Here is a 15318-nt window from a genome sequence, read left to right as displayed (position 1 = left end):
TTGCAGGTCCTCTAAAAGCTGGACCCTTGAATCGCCTGCGGGGCAGACCCGAAGATCCGCCCCGCAGCCCCCGCGGACGAAAAGGGCCGATACGCCAGCGGGTGGTTGCAAATTGCTCCGGGAGGGTCCAGATCGCAAACGAGGTCTTCTGCCGGGGCGATCAGTAAAACTCATGGAAAAGAGCACCGAGCGCCGGCGCCTGCCGCCCCTGAACGCCCTGCGCGCGTTCGAGGCCGCCGCGCGCCACCTGAACTTCAGCCGCGCCGCCGACGAGCTTTCGGTGACGCCCGGCGCCGTCTCCCAGCAGATCCAGAACCTGGAGGAGTACGTCGGCGCGGCCCTCTTCAAGCGCACGCCCAAGGGCCTTTTGCTGACCGACGCGGCCCAGACCGCCCTGCCCGCCCTGCGCGAGGCGTTCGACCGTCTGGCCGAGGCCGCCTCCCTGCTCACCGCCGCCGTGGACGGCCGGCGCCTCAGCCTGACCGCCGCCCCCTCCTTCGCCGCCAAGTGGCTGGTCCCGCGCCTTGGCAAGTTCGAGGAAGCCCACCCGCAGGTGGACGTGTGGCTGTCGGCCGGCATGGAAGTCGTCGATTTCGCCGCCGGCGAGGTGGACCTGGCCATCCGCTATGGCTCGGGCCGCTATCCGGGCCTGGAGACCATTCGCCTGCTCAGCGAGACCCTGATCCCGGTCGCGAGCCCCGAACTGCTCGAGCAGAACCCGCTGGAGAAGCCCGAGGATCTGGCCCGCCACATCCTGCTGCACGACGGCTCGCCCGACGCCGACCCCTCCTGCCCCGACTGGGCCATGTGGCTGGCGGCGCGCGGCATCCGCAATGTCGACGGCCAGCGCGGCCCGCGCTTCAATCAATCCAGCCTGGTGATCGAGGCCGCCGCCAACGGGCGCGGCATCGCGCTGGCCAAGCGCACGCTCGCCCAGGCCGACCTCGATTCCGGGCGTCTGGTGACGCCTTTCGAGATCGCCACGGCCGTGGACTTCGCCTATTACGTCGTTCATCCCAAGGCCAAGGGACGGCTGCCTCAGGTGAAGGCGTTCGTCGCCTGGCTCAACGCGGAGGCTGCGGCCCACGAGGCCGCGCTCCGCACCTTAGACAACGGCGCAGGCATCTAGAGACTTCATGCCCAAAGACATTCTCAGCGCGACCGATCCTCGGCCAGCGCCCGCCGACTGCACGACCATGATCGAGGTTCGCCAGGGCGTCGACGCCCTCGACCGGGCGCTCGTGCTTATGCTGGCCGAGCGCCAGCGCTATATGGACGCCGCCGCGCGGATCAAGCCGAACCGCACCGCCGTCCACGACCGCGCGCGCATCGAGGATGTGGTGGCCAAGGTGAAGGCCGCCGCCGTCGAGGCCGGCCTGTCGGAAGCGATCGCGGAGCCGGTCTGGCGCCAACTGATCGACCGCTGCATCGCCTACGAATTCACCGTCTGGGACAGGACGCGGGAGAGCTGATCAGGCCTGTCTCACCGCCAGCCCCTGGCGATAGGCCTCCACCTCCAGCAGCGCCGCATCCAGCGCCCGCCTGACGGCTCCGATCCCGGCGGGGCCGACGGCCTCCGCGCGCTCACAGGCCTCTCCCAGCGGAAAGGCCCCGATCCCCCGCGCCGCGCCCTTGATGGTGTGGACCGCGTCGATCCACTGGTCGCCGTCGGTCTCCAGCAGCGCCATCCAGATTTGGGCCTGCTCGCAAAACAGCCCCAGCACCGCGTCGATCACCACGAAATCCCCAGCCGCGAAGCCTTCCAGATAAGGAAAATCCACCGTCGGAGAGATATCTTGCATCGCCGTTGAAACCACGCTTGCCAAGCCGATCTTTTCGAGTATGTTCCGCGCCTCGCCGCCGGGGCCAAGCGCTTCGGAGACGGGTGTGGGTGTATAGCTCAGTTGGTAGAGCAGCTGACTCTTAATCAGCGGGTCCAAGGTTCGAATCCTTGTACACCCACCACTTTTTCGCTGAAAATCAAGACTTATGGTGCACGCAGCAGCGACGTTCGTGCGCGTGACGCAGGCACGTCCGCACGCGGCGAATGCGGCTGCGCGGCGTCCGGCTTCAGCCCTGCATGCTCGGCGGACAGGGTCCGGCGCATTTACGGCGTGTGCGCCCCGAACTTCGCCGCAAAAACCTGCCACACCCCGTCATGTTTAGCCCGCTAAGTAGTCGCCTCACTTGATTCAGGGATCGGAACGCATGGCCAAGCAGCACGACTTCATCAGCCGGATCGTATGGACCGGCAACCGTGGCGACGGCACGGCAAGCTACAAGGGCTATGACCGCACCTGGGATATCGCCACGCCGGGGAAACCTGTCACCCACTGCTCCAATGATCCGCTCTTGGGCGGCGATCCAAGCCTTCCCAATCCGGAAGACTTGCTGCTGTCGTCGCTGTCGGCCTGCCACATGCTCTGGTACCTGCACCTGGCCAGTTCGGCCGGCATCGTGGTGACCGCTTACGCGGACGATCCCATCGGCGTCGGCGAGAGCACGCCGGACGGGGCGGGCCGCTTCGTGCGGGCCGTATTGCGCCCCGTCATTTGCGTGCGTGAAGGCGCCGATCTTGAGCGCGCGCAGGCGATCCACCACGAGATTCACAAGGTGTGCTTCATCGCCCGGTCGGTGAACTTCCCGGTGAGTTACGAGCCGAGATTCGAAGTCGTCCCCTAAGGCGCCGCCAAGCATCACCGCGCCGCCTTCGGCCATTCCCCCGCTCACCTTCCACGGACCCGCCAATGTCTTTCGCCCGCCGCCAAGCAACGCATCCCCGTCACGCTGGACCTCGATATCCCAAGACCCGCGTCTTGGCGGGCGCTCTTGGCTTGTTGGCCATGGCCGGCGCCGCAGTGGGGCAGCCCGCCCAGGCGCCCCAGCCTTCCGCCGAAGCGCGCGAGGCCGCCTACGGGATCGTCCGGCCCATGATCGCGGACATGGGCAAGATCTCCACGCCGACGGGCATCGAGACCGTCGAGACCGTCCGTCTGGGCGGCATGGACCAGTGGATCTCGATCCGCGGCATGGCGCGCGAGAACCCGGTGCTGATCTATGTCCACGGCGGCCCCGGGGCGAGCGAGATGGGCCGCAGCTGGCCCTATCAACGTGGCTGGGAGGACTACTTCACGGTCGTCCAGTGGGACCAGCGGGGGACCGGCAAGACCCTGCGCCTGAACGGGGCCAAGGCGACCGAGCCGACCCTCAGCCGCAAGCGGATGGCCGAGGATCTGATCGAGCTGATCGCGCATGTTCGTATGCGCACCGGTCATGACAAGGTGATCCTGCTGGGTCACTCCTGGGGCAACGCCATCGCCATGGACGCGGCGCTGGCTCACCCGGAATGGATCAGCGCCTATGTGGGCGTCGGGCCTCTGCTGGAGATGCGCAAGAGCGAGGCCGCTGTCTACGAGCATGTCCTGCGGATCGCCGCCGAGCGTAATGACGAGGTCGCCCTCAAGGAGCTTCGGTCGATCGCCCCCTACCCTGGCAAGGGCGACATCCCGATCGCCAGCCTTGGGCTGGTGCGCAAATGGGTGGGGATCTACGGCGGTCTCGCGGCCTATCGCGACAACGCGAATTTCTATTTCAGGGCGGCGCGCGTCTCGCCGTATTTCGATCTGGCCGAGCGCCAGGCGATCGACGAGGGCGGGCTCCTGTCGGTCACCAAGCTGATCTCCGAACTGAGCGACGCGGACATGGCGGGGGTGCGCTCGGTCTCCTTCCCGACCTTCATGTTCGTGGGACGCCATGACCTGACCACGCCGCCCGAAGTGACCACGGCCTGGCTTCAACGCCTGAAGGCCCCCGCCAAGGAGGTGGTCTGGTTCGAGCATTCGGCCCACCTGGCGCCCCACGAAGAGCCCGGTCGCTTTCTGGTGAGTCTGGTGCAGACCGTGCGTCCGCACGCCATGGTCGGTCAGAAGAACACGCGCGCGAAGGCCCCCTCGCGACGTGCGCCCGTCAGACCTTGACCACGACCTTTCCAATCTGAGCGTTGCCTTCCAGGTATCGGTGCGCCTCCGCCATTTGCTCGAAGCCGAAGACGCGATCGATCATGGGTCGCAACGCGCCAGCCTCGACGCCGGCGGCGATGAAGGCCTTGGCGCGCTCCAGCCGAACGGGATCGGTAACCACCTCGTGGACCAGATAACCGCGCAGGGTGAGGCTCTTGCCAAGAACGGCGCCCAGCGGGAACGGCGTCGGCTCCTTGGCCAGGCCGCCGTACTCGATCAGAATTCCGCCGCGAGCCATCACGGCGGTGAGCGGCTCAAAGAGCGTCCCGGCGACCGCATCGAACACGACGCGCGCTGGGCCATCGCAGGCTAGCCGCAGGCGATCCTCGAAGCCGGGCGCGTCGCTGACCACAACGCTCGCCGCCCCGGCCGCCTTCAGCGCATCAGCCTTGCCGACGGTTCGCGTGACGGCCACGGGCTTGCCCCCCAGGCTCCGGGCGATCTGGATCGCCGCCAGTCCCACGCTACTGGAAGCGGCCGTGATGATCACCGCCTCGCCCGCCGTCACACGCGCGACTTCGACCAGGGCGCCGTAGGCTGTCAGATAGGCCATCCAGAGCGCGGCGGCCTCGTCCCATCCCAGACAGGCGGGATGGCGCACCACCATCGCGGCGGGAAACACCATCTGATCGCCATAGGTCGGCCAGGCCGCCATGGAGACGGGCGGGATGAGGCTTGCCGCGTCCCCCACCGCCAACCCCGCCACACCTTCGCCCACGGCGTCGATCACGCCGGCCGCTTCCAGCCCAAGACCCGACGGCAGGAGGGGGCTTTCGATGTAGCGCCCTGTCCGCATCAGGACTTCGGCGCGGTTCAGACCGAGGGCGCGGACCGACAGGCGCACCTGGCCAGCTTTCGGCTCGGGCGTCGGCACGGTCTCGATCTTGAGAACCTCCGGCCCGCCGTGAGCATGAATACGAATAACGCGCGCCATGACCAATTCCTAAGTCGTTGAGGGTAATCCGCTTGTGATCCTCGGCGCGGAGCCCATAAATGGCTCAAGGCACAGCTCACCCGAAACCAAGGATTTCGAATTGGATCGCCTGCGTAGCATGACGGTCTTCGTGCGGGCCGCCGAGCTGGGGTCATTCGCCGCCGCCGCGGCCGCGCTCGATCTCTCCGCGCCCATGGTCGGCAAACATGTCCAGGCGCTGGAGACGGCGCTGGGCGGTCGCCTCCTGCACCGCACGACACGACGCCAGAGCCTGACCGATCTGGGTCGCGCCTATTATGAGCGCTGCCGCACGGTCCTGGCCGAGCTGGCGGCCGCGGACGAGCTGGCCGCTGATCTGACCGGCGAGCCCGTGGGCCGGCTGCGCGTCGCCTTGCCGGCGCATCTGGGCAGGCGATGCCTCGCCCCCACCTTGACCGCGCTCGCGGCTCGGCACCCCAGGCTCGAACTCGACCTGTCGTTCAGCGACCGCTTCGTGGATCTCGTCGAAGACGGCTTTGATCTGGCGGTGCGAACCGGCCGCCTGGCGGATCGGGCGGGCATGACCGCCAGGCTGCTGGGACGCCAGCCCATGGTCGTGTGCGCCTCCCCCGCCTACCTGGCCCGCCACGGCGCGCCCAGGACAGCAAGCGAACTAGGCGATCACACGGCGATCGCCTATCGCCGCTCCGGCCGAGTGAAGCCGTGGATCTTCCCGCTGGACGACGGCTCGCAGATCGAGGTCATGCTCGCTCACCGCCTGCGTCTCGACGACATGGACGCGATGGCCGACGCCGCCACCCAGGGGCTCGGCCTGGTATGGCTGCCATACTGGCTGGTGCGATCGCGGCTGGAAGCGGGAAGCCTGGTTCTGGTCATGCCGGATCAGGCGCCCTTTCTCTACGATGTCCACGCGGTGTGGCTCTCGACGCTCTCCATCCCCCGCAAGGTGCGGCTGGCGATCGACGCCCTGGCGGTCGAATTGCCGCCTCAATTGCAGATCGCGCGATAAGGGACGCCAAAGCGTCGCCGCGCACGTCCACCAGGGCGCCGGCCACTAGGCGGCCGTTGGGGGGCGATCAGGCTTCCAGCTCCTCGCGCACCATGTGCGAGGTAAGTTTCAGCAGTTCCTCGGCCTCATACAGACCCGCGCTTCTAGCCAGTTGCGCCAACTGGTCGGACATGTCGCGGACGTACTCGGCGACGTCGGAGCAACCCTGCCCGCCCTCGAGCACCGGGCGGCCGTCGATACGCCGGCTGACCACCAGATAAAGCGGCTCCTGCTGTGGCGGGCAGGCCAGGGCGAACACCGGGTTCTCCACCCAAAGCGCCTCGCCCCGCGGGCAAAGGAAAGGTATCGCTTGCGCACGGTGAACGGCTCCCCCGTCCCGGCCGCCATGGAGATCAGCTTTCCATTGAATCCTACATCGTCGGGATGCGTGATTTCCGACATGGTCAGGCCGATCACGGCCTCGAGGTCCCGCCCCACAATGCGGGCGTAGTTGGCGTTCGCCGCCAGAACCCTCGTCTCGTGATCGGCGAACGCGACGCCCAGCCCCAGGCGACCAACAACTTCAGACAACCCTACCCCCAGATACGCGGGAACACCCCAGGGGAGAACTCTACTAAAGCGCTTACACGGTCAAGTTGACACTACAGGTTGATTTCCCCACTGCGTCGGAACGCCCGGGGGCTAGACTACTTCACGCGCTTGCCGTGCTTGACCACCATATCGACGCGCTGCAACAGCGACATGTGCTTCAGCACATCGCCCTTTACCGCGATGATGTCGGCGTACTTGCCCTCGGTGACCGAGCCGTAGTCCTTGTCGGCCTTCATGGCGACCGCCGGCCAGTAGGTGGCGGCGCGGATGGTCTCGATGGGCGGCACGCCGAAGGTGTTCACCCACAGGTCCATCTCCTGCCAGGTGCTGCCCGAGTGAAACATCATCGGCACGCCAGAATCCGTGCCGATCAGCAGCACCGCGCCCGAGGCGCGCAGTTGCTCGAACTTGCGCTTGAGGGTCGGCACCCGTTGCGGCACCTGCTGGAAGTAGCCGATGCGCTCGGGGTGCGTCAGCGAGCCCTTGATGTCGGCGATGATCTCGGGCGTCAGGCCCTCGTGCCAGTCGGCGGCGTCGACGAACTCGTGGTCCTTGATCCAGGCCGGGTAGTTGTTGAGGATCGAAACCGTCGGCGTCCAATAAAGCAGGCCCGCCGCCCCGCTTCGCGCGGTGCGTTCCGACAGCGCCTTGACGATGTCCTCGGGATACTCCGCCGAGGTGCCCAGGCCGGTGTGCTCGAAGACATCGACGCCGTATTTCAGGCCAAGGCGGATTTCGTCGGGACGGTGGGCATGGCCCACCACCGACAGCTTGTGGGCGTGCGCCTCGTCCACCACCGCCTTGATCTCCGCCTCGCTCATCTGGTCGATGTCGATCAGCTTGACGGTGTCGACGCCGGCGGTGGCGATGCGGCGCACCTTGGCGCGGGCGTCCTCGGGCGAGGTGACGCCCCAGCGATAGCCTTCGGTGCCGGGATAGGGCTTCTTCTGGATGAAGGGACCCGAGACGAACAAGGTCGGGCCGGGGATCTTGCCCGCCTTGATGGCGTCGCGGACGGCGATGCTCTCCTCCAGCGGCGCGCCCAGATCGCGCGCGCCGGTGACGCCGGCCATCAAGAGCTGCTTGGCCCCCGCCGGCATGATCACATCCCGCTGGACCTTGCCGACATAGGTCGAGTGCCAGTGCGGATAGTCCGAATGCCCGCTCAGCATCAGGTGGACGTGCATGTCCCAGAGGCCGGGCATGACCGTCATGCCCTCGGTGGAGATGCGCTCGGCGTCGGCGGGGATCGCCAGCGAACCCACCGTGCCTACGGCGACGATCCGCTCGCCCTCGATCAGGATGACGCTGTCGCGGATGGGCTCGCGCAGGGTGCCGTCGACAAGGGTCCCGCCGATCAGGGCCTTGCGATCGGCGGCCTGCGCAGTCCCCGCCAAGGCCAGCACCGCCGTCAAAGCCGCCGCGAACAATTTCATGCCGTCATCCCCCAAAACCTGGCGACCACGCTAGCGGCTCACACGAAACGCGCAATCACGGTTCGACGGCGGGGCATGACCGTCGCGCCGATTGACTGACCTTGCGGCGCCCGACCTTCAGTGGTGGGATCAGATGCGCCCGCTGTCGTCAGAACACCTCCAACAGGGCGCTCGGGAGAAGACGTTATGGACGCCAGCCTCGCCGGACCGATGAAGGCCCTCCTCGCCCGCCAGAAAGCCGCTCATCTGCGCGACGGCGCCCCGTCGGCGCAGGTCCGCATCGAGCGGATCGAGCGCTGCATCGCCCTGCTGGTCGACCACCGGCGAGAAATCGAGGACGCCGCCAATCAGGACTTCGGCGCCCGCTCGGGCGACGTGACCGCCTTCACCGATGTCGCCGCCTCCATCGGCGCGCTGAAACACGCCAAGGCGAACCTCGCCAAATGGATGCGCCCGCAAAAGCGCAAGACAACTCCGGCCATCCTGGGCCTGTTCGGCGCCAAGGCCGAGGTCCAGTTCCAGCCCAAGGGCGTGGTCGGGATCATCAGCCCGTGGAATTTCCCGGTGAACCTGACCTTCGCGCCCCTGGCCGGGGTGCTGGCGGCCGGCAACCGGGCGCTGATCAAGCCGTCCGAGCACACCCCCGCCACCTCCGCCCTGATGGCGCGGATGTTCGGCTCGGCCTTCTCGGAAGAAGAGATCGCCGTCGTGGTCGGCGGGCCGGAGATCGGCGAGGCCTTCACGCGCCTTGCCTTCGACCATCTGCTCTTCACCGGCGCAACCTCCATCGGCCGCCACGTGATGCGGGCCGCGGCCGAGAACCTGGTGCCCGTCACCCTGGAGCTGGGCGGCAAGAGCCCGGTGATCCTCGGCCGCTCGGCCGACCTGGCCACGGCCGCGGCGCGGGTGATGAACGGCAAGACCCTGAACGCCGGCCAGATCTGCCTGGCTCCCGACTACGTGCTGGCCCCGCGCGACAAGCTGGAAGGCTTCGTGGACGAGGCGACCAGGTCGGTGGAGCGGATGTTCCCCACCATCCGCGACAACCCCGACTACACCGCCTTGGTCTCGCAACGGCACTTCGACCGCATCCAGGGTTATCTGGACGAGGCCCGCGCCAAGGGCGCCCGCGTCATCGAGATCAACCCGGCCGGCGAGAACCTAGCCCAGCAGGAGCATCGCAAGATCGCCCCCACCCTGGTCATCGATCCCACCGACGACATGAAGATCATGCGCGAGGAGATTTTCGGCCCGGTCCTGCCCATCAAGACCTATGAGCGCATCGACGAGGCTGTGGACTACATCAACGCCAATGATCGCCCGCTGGGGCTCTACTACTTCGGCGCCGATACGGCCGAGCGTGACTCGGTGCTGTCGCGCACCACCTCTGGCGGGGTGACAGTCAACGACGTGATCATGCACGTCGCCCAGGAAGAGCTGCCCTTCGGCGGCGTCGGCCCGGCCGGCATGGGCAGCTATCACGGCGAGGACGGTTTTCGCGAATTCAGCCACCGCAAGGCCGTCTTCACCCAGATCACCAAGGACATCGGCCCGCTGAAGATGCTGCGCCCGCCCTATGGCAAGGGCATGCGCAAGTACGTGGACGGCCAGATCAAGCGCTAAGCCGCCGCGTACTGCTCCGCCAGGCCATCGACGATGGCGGCCATGGGCTCCACCGCCTTGACCCCGCCGACGCCATGGCCGGCCGACCACACGTCGCGCCAGCGCTTGGCGGCCGTATCCTCCGGCGCGCCCAGGTTCATCTGGGCCTTGTCGCCCATGTTGTCGGGATCGTAGCCGGCGGCGACCAGGCTGGGACGCAGCCAGTTGGCGTAAGCCCCGGTCAGGGCGGCCGAGCAGACGATGTCCTCGGCGGTCGCCTCGATCAGCATCTGCTTGTACGCGCGGTCGGCGAGGCTCTCCTCACAGGCGATCAGCCTCGTGCCAAGGTAGGCAAAGTCGGCCCCCAGGGTCGTCGCCGCCTTGACCGCCCGTCCGGTGCCGATACCGCCGCCCAGAACGATGATCCCGTCGAAGAACTCGCGCACAGCCGGCGCGAAGGCGAAGCCGGCGATCTGGCCGGTGTGGCCGCCGGCGCCCGCCGCCACCAGGACGAGGCCGTCCACGCCGATGGAGGCGGCCTTGCGCGCGTGCTTGAGCGAGTTGACGTCGGCCAGGACGATCCCGCCATAGGATTGCACCGCCTGGACGATGGGCGCGGGGCTGCCGAGCGCGGTGATCACCACCGGGGGCTGATGCTTCATCACCAGGGCCAGCTCGTCGGCCAGCCGGGCATAGGTTGGGTGGACCATGATGTTGACCGCCCAGACCGGGCCGTCGGCCGGGATCTCCGCCTTGATGCGGGTCATCCATTCGTCGAGCATTTCCAGCGTACGGGCGTTGTTGGCGGGGAACGAGCCGATGATCCCCGCGCGACAGGCGGCGATGGCCATGTCGGGCCCCGAGACCAGGAACATGGGCGCGGCGATGGCCGGAATTCGCAGACCTTCTTGAAGCTTCTCGCGCGGCGTCATCGTGCCCTCCCCTTGTCAGGCGGTTCACCCGCCATGTAACTTTCGTTACGAGACTTACCAAACCGGCCAGTACAGCCGCAAGCGGAGAGACGAGGAATGGGCGAGGTCTATGTCTATGACGCGGTGCGCACGCCGCGCGGCAAGGGGCGGCCCGGCGGCTCGCTGTCGACCATCGCCCCCGTCGAACTGGTCGCCCAGCTCATCAAGGCGCTGGAGAGCCGCAATGGCCGCGACGCGATTTACGCCGCCGGCGCCTTCACCCTGGGCTGCGTGACCCAGGTCGGCGCCCAGGGCGGCCACGTCGCCCTGGCCTCGCGCATCCGCGCCGGCCTGCCCGACGACATGCCGGTGCTGACCATCAACAACTTCTGCGTCTCGGGCCTGTCCGCCGTGGCGGACGCGGCGCGCCGGATTGCTTCGGGCGAAGCCGAGCTCGCCCTGGCCGGCGGCGTGGAGAGCATGTCCCAGGTCGAGTTCATGACCGACAAGGCGACCTACTACGCCGACATGGGCCAGGCCTCGGCCATGGGCTGGGCGCCCGTCGGGGTCGCCGCCGACCTTCTGGCCACGGCCGAAGGCATCGACCGCGCGGCCATGGACCAGGCGGTTTTGCGCTCCCACCAGCGGGCGGCGCAAGCCTGGGCGCAGGGGCGCTACGCCGACCGCGTCGTGGCTGTCACCCACCCGGACGGCTCGCTTGCCCTGGCCCATGACGAGAACATCCGCGACTTTGGCGACGGCGCGTCCCTGGCCAAGCTGCCCCCGGTGTTCGCGCCGTTCGGTGCGGCGGGCTTCGATGACATCCTGGTCCAGCATCGGCCCGACATCGGCGCGGTGGACCACCGCCACACCGTCGCCCACTGCCCGCCCATCTCGGACGGGGCGGCCATGGTGCTGGTCGGCTCCAAGGCGGCGGGGGAGCGTCATGGCCTGACGCCCCTGGCCCGCGTCCGCGGCGTCGGCGAAGCGGCGGGCGACCGGGTGATGCAACTGACCGCCGGCTTCGTCGCCCTGGACAAGGCCCTGGACCGCGCGGGTCTGGACCTTGGCGATGTCGGCGCCATCGAGTTCATGGAGGCGTTCGCCGCCGTGCCGGTGAAGTTCGAGCGCGACCGCGCGCCTGACATGGCCAGGGTCAACGTCAATGGCGGCCACCTGGCCATGGGTCACCCCATGGGCGCCACCGGGGCGATCCTGCTTGGGACCCTGATCGACGTCATGCGACAGACCGATGTCGAGACCGGCGTCGTGGCGGCCACCGGCGGCATCGGCGTCGGGGCGGCGATGGTGCTGGAGCGGGCCTGAACGCCTCGGCGCCCTTACCTCACATCTAGCGAGAGGCGGACCAGAGGAAGACGAAGTTGCGGTGCTCGGCCCAGGTCTGCCCCTGAATGGTCGTCCCCGCCAGGCATGCGGCGGTATGGTACGGGCCCTTGCCGTCAGTCGTCCGGAATGAAACGCAGACGCGCTCGCCCTTCTTCTTCCACCGGCCAGCCTCGATCGTGCTGTCGTAGAAGTCGCCGGACACGCCGCCATCAGGCTGAAGCTGAAGGTTCATCGGCTTCACGTAGGGCTCGTCGGCCTTGACGGACAAATCGACGTACCAGCGGCCATTCATCGCTTGCACATCGGCGGGCGTCGCCTGGAGCGCGCCCATCAAGGCCAGGACCGTCAGCATCATGGGTAAGCTCCCCTTCGCGACCCAGCCTGGAGGGACGCGGGACCGCTAGCAAGTTACGGTGATTTAATCAGGCTGGATCGCGATCGGATGGCGGTCGCACAAGAACGCGGACGTATCGAGCCGCCTCGAGACGGCGAAGGGATGTCGGGCCGCGTTGGCGGCGATGTTTCGACAAGGATGATCCGAGGTGCTCGCCCTCGAGATTGTTGCGAAGCGCGACCGCGTGGACCGGCGGGTCCATCGGGTTGATGAGCCGCTAGCGCCGTCTCGGCCGCTGACGGATCGGGCTGTCTTCGGCGGGGCGCCCGTCACCCGGCTCGTGAGGCGTGCGCATCACCGCCGAACAGCATAGACCTGGTCACATCACACTCTGGCGGAGCGCCTGTCTGAATGAGCACGGCCATGGAAACACTCTCTTGGGATGACCTTCGCATCGTCAGGGCGGTCGCAAGCGCCGGCGCCGTGGCGGCGGCGGCTCAGATCTTGGGCGTGAACGTCTCCACGGTTGCTCGACGGCTCTCAAGCATCGAGGAGGCGCTGGGCGTCGCGCTGTTCGACCGGCGACGTGCCGGTTATCTTCCGACCGCCCAAGGCGACGAAATCGTTGCTCTAGCCGAGCGCGTGGAGCTGGACGTCGTGAGCGTCACGCGGCGGGTGTCGGGCCACGCCCAGGGCCACGCGGGTGACCTGCGCATCACCACGAGCAATTCAATCCTGCTCTACTTCCTCACGCCGATGATCGCCTCCTTCAAGGCCCACAATCCAGCCGTGAGGGTCGAGGTGAGCGTCGGCAACGGCGCGTTGAACCTGGCGAGGGGCGAGGCCGATATCGCGGTGCGGGCCACCGACGCGCCGCCGGAAAACTTGTTCGGACGCAAAGTCGCCAAGATCGCATGGGCCGCTTACGCGGCGCGCTCTTCAACCGGCCAGTTCGCGTTGGAGGGCGGCGCTGCCTGGGACAAGTCATGGGTCTCGTATGGCGGCCGCCTCTCGGGTTTGAAGGCCTGTACGCTCCTCGAGGCGCGCGCGCCCGCCGAAGCCATCGGTTACCGAACGGACTCGGTCGCCGGCGCGGCGGCGGCCATAGCGGCGGGCTTGGGCGCGGGCTACCTGCCCTGCATGCTCGGCGATTTGTCGCCCGATCTCCAGCGAATTGGGCCGCTGGAGCCGGAACTGGACGATGATCTTTGGCTTCTGACTCATCCCGATATCCGCAGGTCGGGCCGGGTATTCGCGTTCATGAGCCACTGCGTCGAGGCCATCGGCCAACAGCGCGATCTGGTCGAAGGACGCCGCGGCGAACCCTTCGCCGCAAGCGCCCCCGACCGGCTTCGCCGCGCGCTCAGCTTTCCGGCAGTATCGCGGTGAAGGTGATCTCGATGAGTTGTTCGGGGAATGCGAGGCGGGAGACCCCGATCAGGTTGCTGGCGCACTGAGGACGCGCGACGTCATACGCCTCTCCCCGGACCTTCGCCGCGACCGCGAACGCCGCGTCGACGTCCAGGACGAAAAGGGTCTCCTCGACAACGTGGTCCAAGCTCGCCCCCAGCTTCGCCAGCACCTTGGCCGCGTTGGCGTAGGTGGCGCGCATCTGGGCTTCCATCATGGAAAAGTCGGCCGGCTTGCCATCCGCATCCAGCGCGGCGGGCGCGATTAGCTTGCCGTCGTCGTCATGGCTGAGTTGGCCCGACACACGGATCGTGTCTCCAACCTTGATCGCCTGGGCGTAGCCATAGGCGTCTTCCCACGGCACGCCGAGATAGGCGGCTTCTTTATTGATGGCGTTTCGCATTTTGGTCCTCGGGGGCAATGGCCGGATAGGCCCGGCGCTCACCAAGGGATCGAAGGTTTGGGCGGATTGTTCAAACGGCGTTATTGCGGCTTTACCTTTGCAAGAATGCGGATGGGCGGCGTGGCGCGGAGCCCTCACCGTGCATTTGGAGGTCCGCCTTGATGGACCGTGGACGGCCCAAACCGCGCCGATCGCGGCCTCTGCCGCGGCGCCATCGAGCCGACATTCGGTCGAGCCGCGAAGTAGTCCGCTGTCCGACCCGTCTTGGACCTTCGTAAGGTCCGTTCTCCGGTCGCGTCAGAGCAGGCTGACCGCCTCGACGATCATCCTGAACGGGACCGGCTTTTGAAGACGCGGCACGTCTTCGAGCTCCGCCGGGATCATGCCGGGGTCGTATCCGGTCATGAACACGAAGGGCACACCGCGCTCTTTCAGCACGCGCGCGATCTCGAATTTCGGGCCTCCGCCGCCAAGGTTCAGGTCGAGAACCGCGTGGGTCGGCGTCCGCGACTCCAGGAGGTCGAGGGTCGCGTCTTCGCTTGGGCATGGACCGAGCACCTCCGCGCCTGCGCCGCGCAGCGCGGCTGCGGTGTCGCCGGCGATATAGTAGTCGTCCTCGACGACGAGCACCTTGCGGCCCGTCAGGTCTGGCGCGTCGGTCATGTCCAGGGTTCCTCCAAAGACGGTCGTCGGAGTCGGCGCATCGGTTTCAAGGATGCTTTCTTCCCGCTCGAGGACGGGGAGGGAGGGATCGGGCGGATCGTCGATAGGGTTCGCCGATTCCCGTGGGGGCGGCTTAGTGCGTGAAGTCGGCCTTCACGCCCATTTCCGATAGCAGTTGGGCGCGGTCGTAATACTCGCGCCATTCCTTGATGCGGTTACCGTCGAACTCCATCACCCCGACCACCGGCACGGCGCCCTTGTGGCCCTTGTAGGAGAAGCGGTCGACGCGCTCGAGGAAGACCACGCCGTTGATGACGCCCAGGTTGCGAGGGTCGAGCACGACGCCGCCGGCGTCCACGCCCGCGCCCAGGCCGGCGATGCGCTGGTAGATCGCCTCACGGCCCTTCACCGGCTCGACCATCATCGAATGCAGCACGCCGTCCTCGGTGAACAGGTCGGCGACCTTGCGCCAGTTCTGATCCTTCCAGGCGCCGATCATCTCATGGACCACCGCCAGCTTGGCGGCGTCGTCCGCCGAGGCCGCGCTCGCCGGCGCCGCCATCACCATCGCCAGAACCGCCGCGCCCATGGCCAGCATCGCCTTCATGATCGTCTCCCTAGATCGTTTATAGTCTCGTTATGAAAGTTATCAGGCGAGG

Annotated in this window: 17 protein-coding genes, 1 tRNA gene and 1 pseudogene; 9 read left to right on the top strand and 10 right to left on the bottom strand. The window is 67.4% G+C overall.

What is annotated here, in order from left to right; translation table 11 throughout:
* The first annotated feature begins 172 nt into the window (after window positions 1-172).
* Together gcvA and ABOZ73_RS15600 are read left to right on the top strand one after the other, a co-directional pair.
* Window positions 173-1129 carry a transcriptional regulator GcvA gene (gcvA, locus tag ABOZ73_RS15605; protein ID WP_369059041.1) on the top strand — a complete coding sequence of 319 codons (957 nt, stop codon included), beginning with the start codon at window positions 173-175 and terminating at the stop codon, window positions 1127-1129.
* Between the two features lie 7 nt (window positions 1130-1136).
* A complete protein-coding gene (locus tag ABOZ73_RS15600; protein WP_369059040.1) occupies window positions 1137-1472 on the top strand; it encodes a chorismate mutase in 336 nt (111 codons plus the stop codon).
* Here ABOZ73_RS15600 and ABOZ73_RS15595 read toward each other — a convergent pair whose 3' ends face one another.
* Window positions 1473-1802 (bottom strand): Hpt domain-containing protein, encoded by a 330-nt coding sequence (locus ABOZ73_RS15595; protein WP_369059039.1) that lies wholly within the window; start codon window positions 1800-1802, stop codon window positions 1473-1475.
* Between the two features lie 87 nt (window positions 1803-1889).
* Between ABOZ73_RS15595 and ABOZ73_RS15590 the strand changes: the two genes are divergently transcribed.
* The 3 genes from ABOZ73_RS15590 to ABOZ73_RS15580 all read left to right on the top strand — a co-directional run bounded on the left by ABOZ73_RS15590 (window position 1890) and on the right by ABOZ73_RS15580 (window position 3977).
* A tRNA-Lys gene (locus ABOZ73_RS15590) sits at window positions 1890-1965 on the top strand.
* A 243-nt stretch (window positions 1966-2208) separates the two neighbouring features.
* Window positions 2209-2682 (top strand): OsmC family protein, encoded by a 474-nt coding sequence (locus ABOZ73_RS15585; RefSeq protein ID WP_369059038.1) that lies wholly within the window; start codon window positions 2209-2211, stop codon window positions 2680-2682.
* Window positions 2683-2843: 161 nt separating this feature from the next.
* On the top strand, window positions 2844-3977 hold the full coding sequence (locus ABOZ73_RS15580) for an alpha/beta fold hydrolase (protein ID WP_369059037.1): 1134 nt from the start codon (window positions 2844-2846) through the stop codon (window positions 3975-3977).
* Here the strand turns inward: ABOZ73_RS15580 and ABOZ73_RS15575 are convergent.
* On the bottom strand, window positions 3967-4953 hold the full coding sequence (locus tag ABOZ73_RS15575; RefSeq protein ID WP_369059036.1) for a zinc-dependent alcohol dehydrogenase family protein: 987 nt from the start codon (window positions 4951-4953) through the stop codon (window positions 3967-3969). The genes ABOZ73_RS15580 and ABOZ73_RS15575 overlap by 11 nt on opposite strands.
* A gap of 100 nt (window positions 4954-5053) precedes the next feature.
* On the opposite strand from ABOZ73_RS15575, the gene ABOZ73_RS15570 reads away from it, so the two are divergent.
* Complete coding sequence (locus ABOZ73_RS15570) at window positions 5054-5962, top strand: LysR family transcriptional regulator (protein ID WP_369059035.1); 909 nt, start codon at window positions 5054-5056, stop codon at window positions 5960-5962.
* Window positions 5963-6029: 67 nt separating this feature from the next.
* Here ABOZ73_RS15570 and ABOZ73_RS15565 read toward each other — a convergent pair whose 3' ends face one another.
* From ABOZ73_RS15565 to ABOZ73_RS15555, 3 genes and pseudogenes are all read right to left on the bottom strand, one after another.
* The gene (locus ABOZ73_RS15565) at window positions 6030-6272 is read right to left on the bottom strand and encodes a hypothetical protein (RefSeq protein ID WP_369062603.1); all 243 of its coding nucleotides are present in this window, start codon (window positions 6270-6272) and stop codon (window positions 6030-6032) included.
* Window positions 6273-6292: 20 nt separating this feature from the next.
* Window positions 6293-6532, bottom strand: a pseudogene (locus ABOZ73_RS15560) (PAS domain-containing protein); the annotation flags it as partial.
* 116 nt (window positions 6533-6648) lie between these two features.
* On the bottom strand, window positions 6649-7989 hold the full coding sequence (locus ABOZ73_RS15555) for an amidohydrolase family protein (protein WP_369059034.1): 1341 nt from the start codon (window positions 7987-7989) through the stop codon (window positions 6649-6651).
* Window positions 7990-8175: 186 nt separating this feature from the next.
* Here ABOZ73_RS15555 and ABOZ73_RS15550 point away from each other — a divergent pair, with 186 nt between their 5' ends.
* Window positions 8176-9612, top strand: a complete 1437-nt coding sequence (locus tag ABOZ73_RS15550; protein WP_369059033.1) for a coniferyl aldehyde dehydrogenase — start codon at window positions 8176-8178, stop codon at window positions 9610-9612.
* Here the strand turns inward: ABOZ73_RS15550 and ABOZ73_RS15545 are convergent.
* Entirely contained in the window at window positions 9609-10523 is a 915-nt protein-coding gene (locus tag ABOZ73_RS15545) for an NAD(P)H-dependent flavin oxidoreductase (protein ID WP_369059032.1), read from the bottom strand. The genes ABOZ73_RS15550 and ABOZ73_RS15545 overlap by 4 nt on opposite strands.
* Window positions 10524-10619: 96 nt before the next feature.
* Here ABOZ73_RS15545 and ABOZ73_RS15540 point away from each other — a divergent pair, with 96 nt between their 5' ends.
* Window positions 10620-11828, top strand: coding sequence for an acetyl-CoA C-acyltransferase (locus ABOZ73_RS15540; protein WP_369059031.1), 1209 nt, complete (start codon window positions 10620-10622; stop codon window positions 11826-11828).
* Between the two features lie 25 nt (window positions 11829-11853).
* Here ABOZ73_RS15540 and ABOZ73_RS15535 read toward each other — a convergent pair whose 3' ends face one another.
* Entirely contained in the window at window positions 11854-12204 is a 351-nt protein-coding gene (locus ABOZ73_RS15535; protein WP_369059030.1) for a hypothetical protein, read from the bottom strand.
* A gap of 390 nt (window positions 12205-12594) precedes the next feature.
* Between ABOZ73_RS15535 and ABOZ73_RS15530 the strand changes: the two genes are divergently transcribed.
* On the top strand, window positions 12595-13572 hold the full coding sequence (locus ABOZ73_RS15530; RefSeq protein WP_369059029.1) for a LysR family transcriptional regulator: 978 nt from the start codon (window positions 12595-12597) through the stop codon (window positions 13570-13572).
* On the opposite strand, the gene ABOZ73_RS15525 is transcribed toward ABOZ73_RS15530, so the two are convergent.
* The 3 genes from ABOZ73_RS15525 to ABOZ73_RS15515 form a co-directional block, all read right to left on the bottom strand.
* The gene (locus tag ABOZ73_RS15525) at window positions 13547-13996 is read right to left on the bottom strand and encodes a Rid family hydrolase (protein ID WP_369059028.1); all 450 of its coding nucleotides are present in this window, start codon (window positions 13994-13996) and stop codon (window positions 13547-13549) included. The two genes, ABOZ73_RS15530 and ABOZ73_RS15525, sit on opposite strands and share 26 nt — an antisense overlap.
* A gap of 297 nt (window positions 13997-14293) precedes the next feature.
* A complete protein-coding gene (locus ABOZ73_RS15520) occupies window positions 14294-14659 on the bottom strand; it encodes a response regulator (RefSeq protein WP_369059027.1) in 366 nt (121 codons plus the stop codon).
* 133 nt (window positions 14660-14792) lie between these two features.
* A complete protein-coding gene (locus ABOZ73_RS15515; protein WP_369059026.1) occupies window positions 14793-15266 on the bottom strand; it encodes a limonene-1,2-epoxide hydrolase family protein in 474 nt (157 codons plus the stop codon).
* Window positions 15267-15318 lie beyond the last annotated feature (52 nt).

Origin of the sequence: Caulobacter sp. 73W (genome assembly GCF_041021955.1) — a bacterium.
In the GTDB taxonomy this organism is placed as follows: Bacteria; Pseudomonadota; Alphaproteobacteria; order Caulobacterales; family Caulobacteraceae; genus Caulobacter.
The sequence above is the reverse complement of the archived record's forward strand: the minus strand, read 5'-3'. Positions and strand labels throughout refer to the sequence as shown.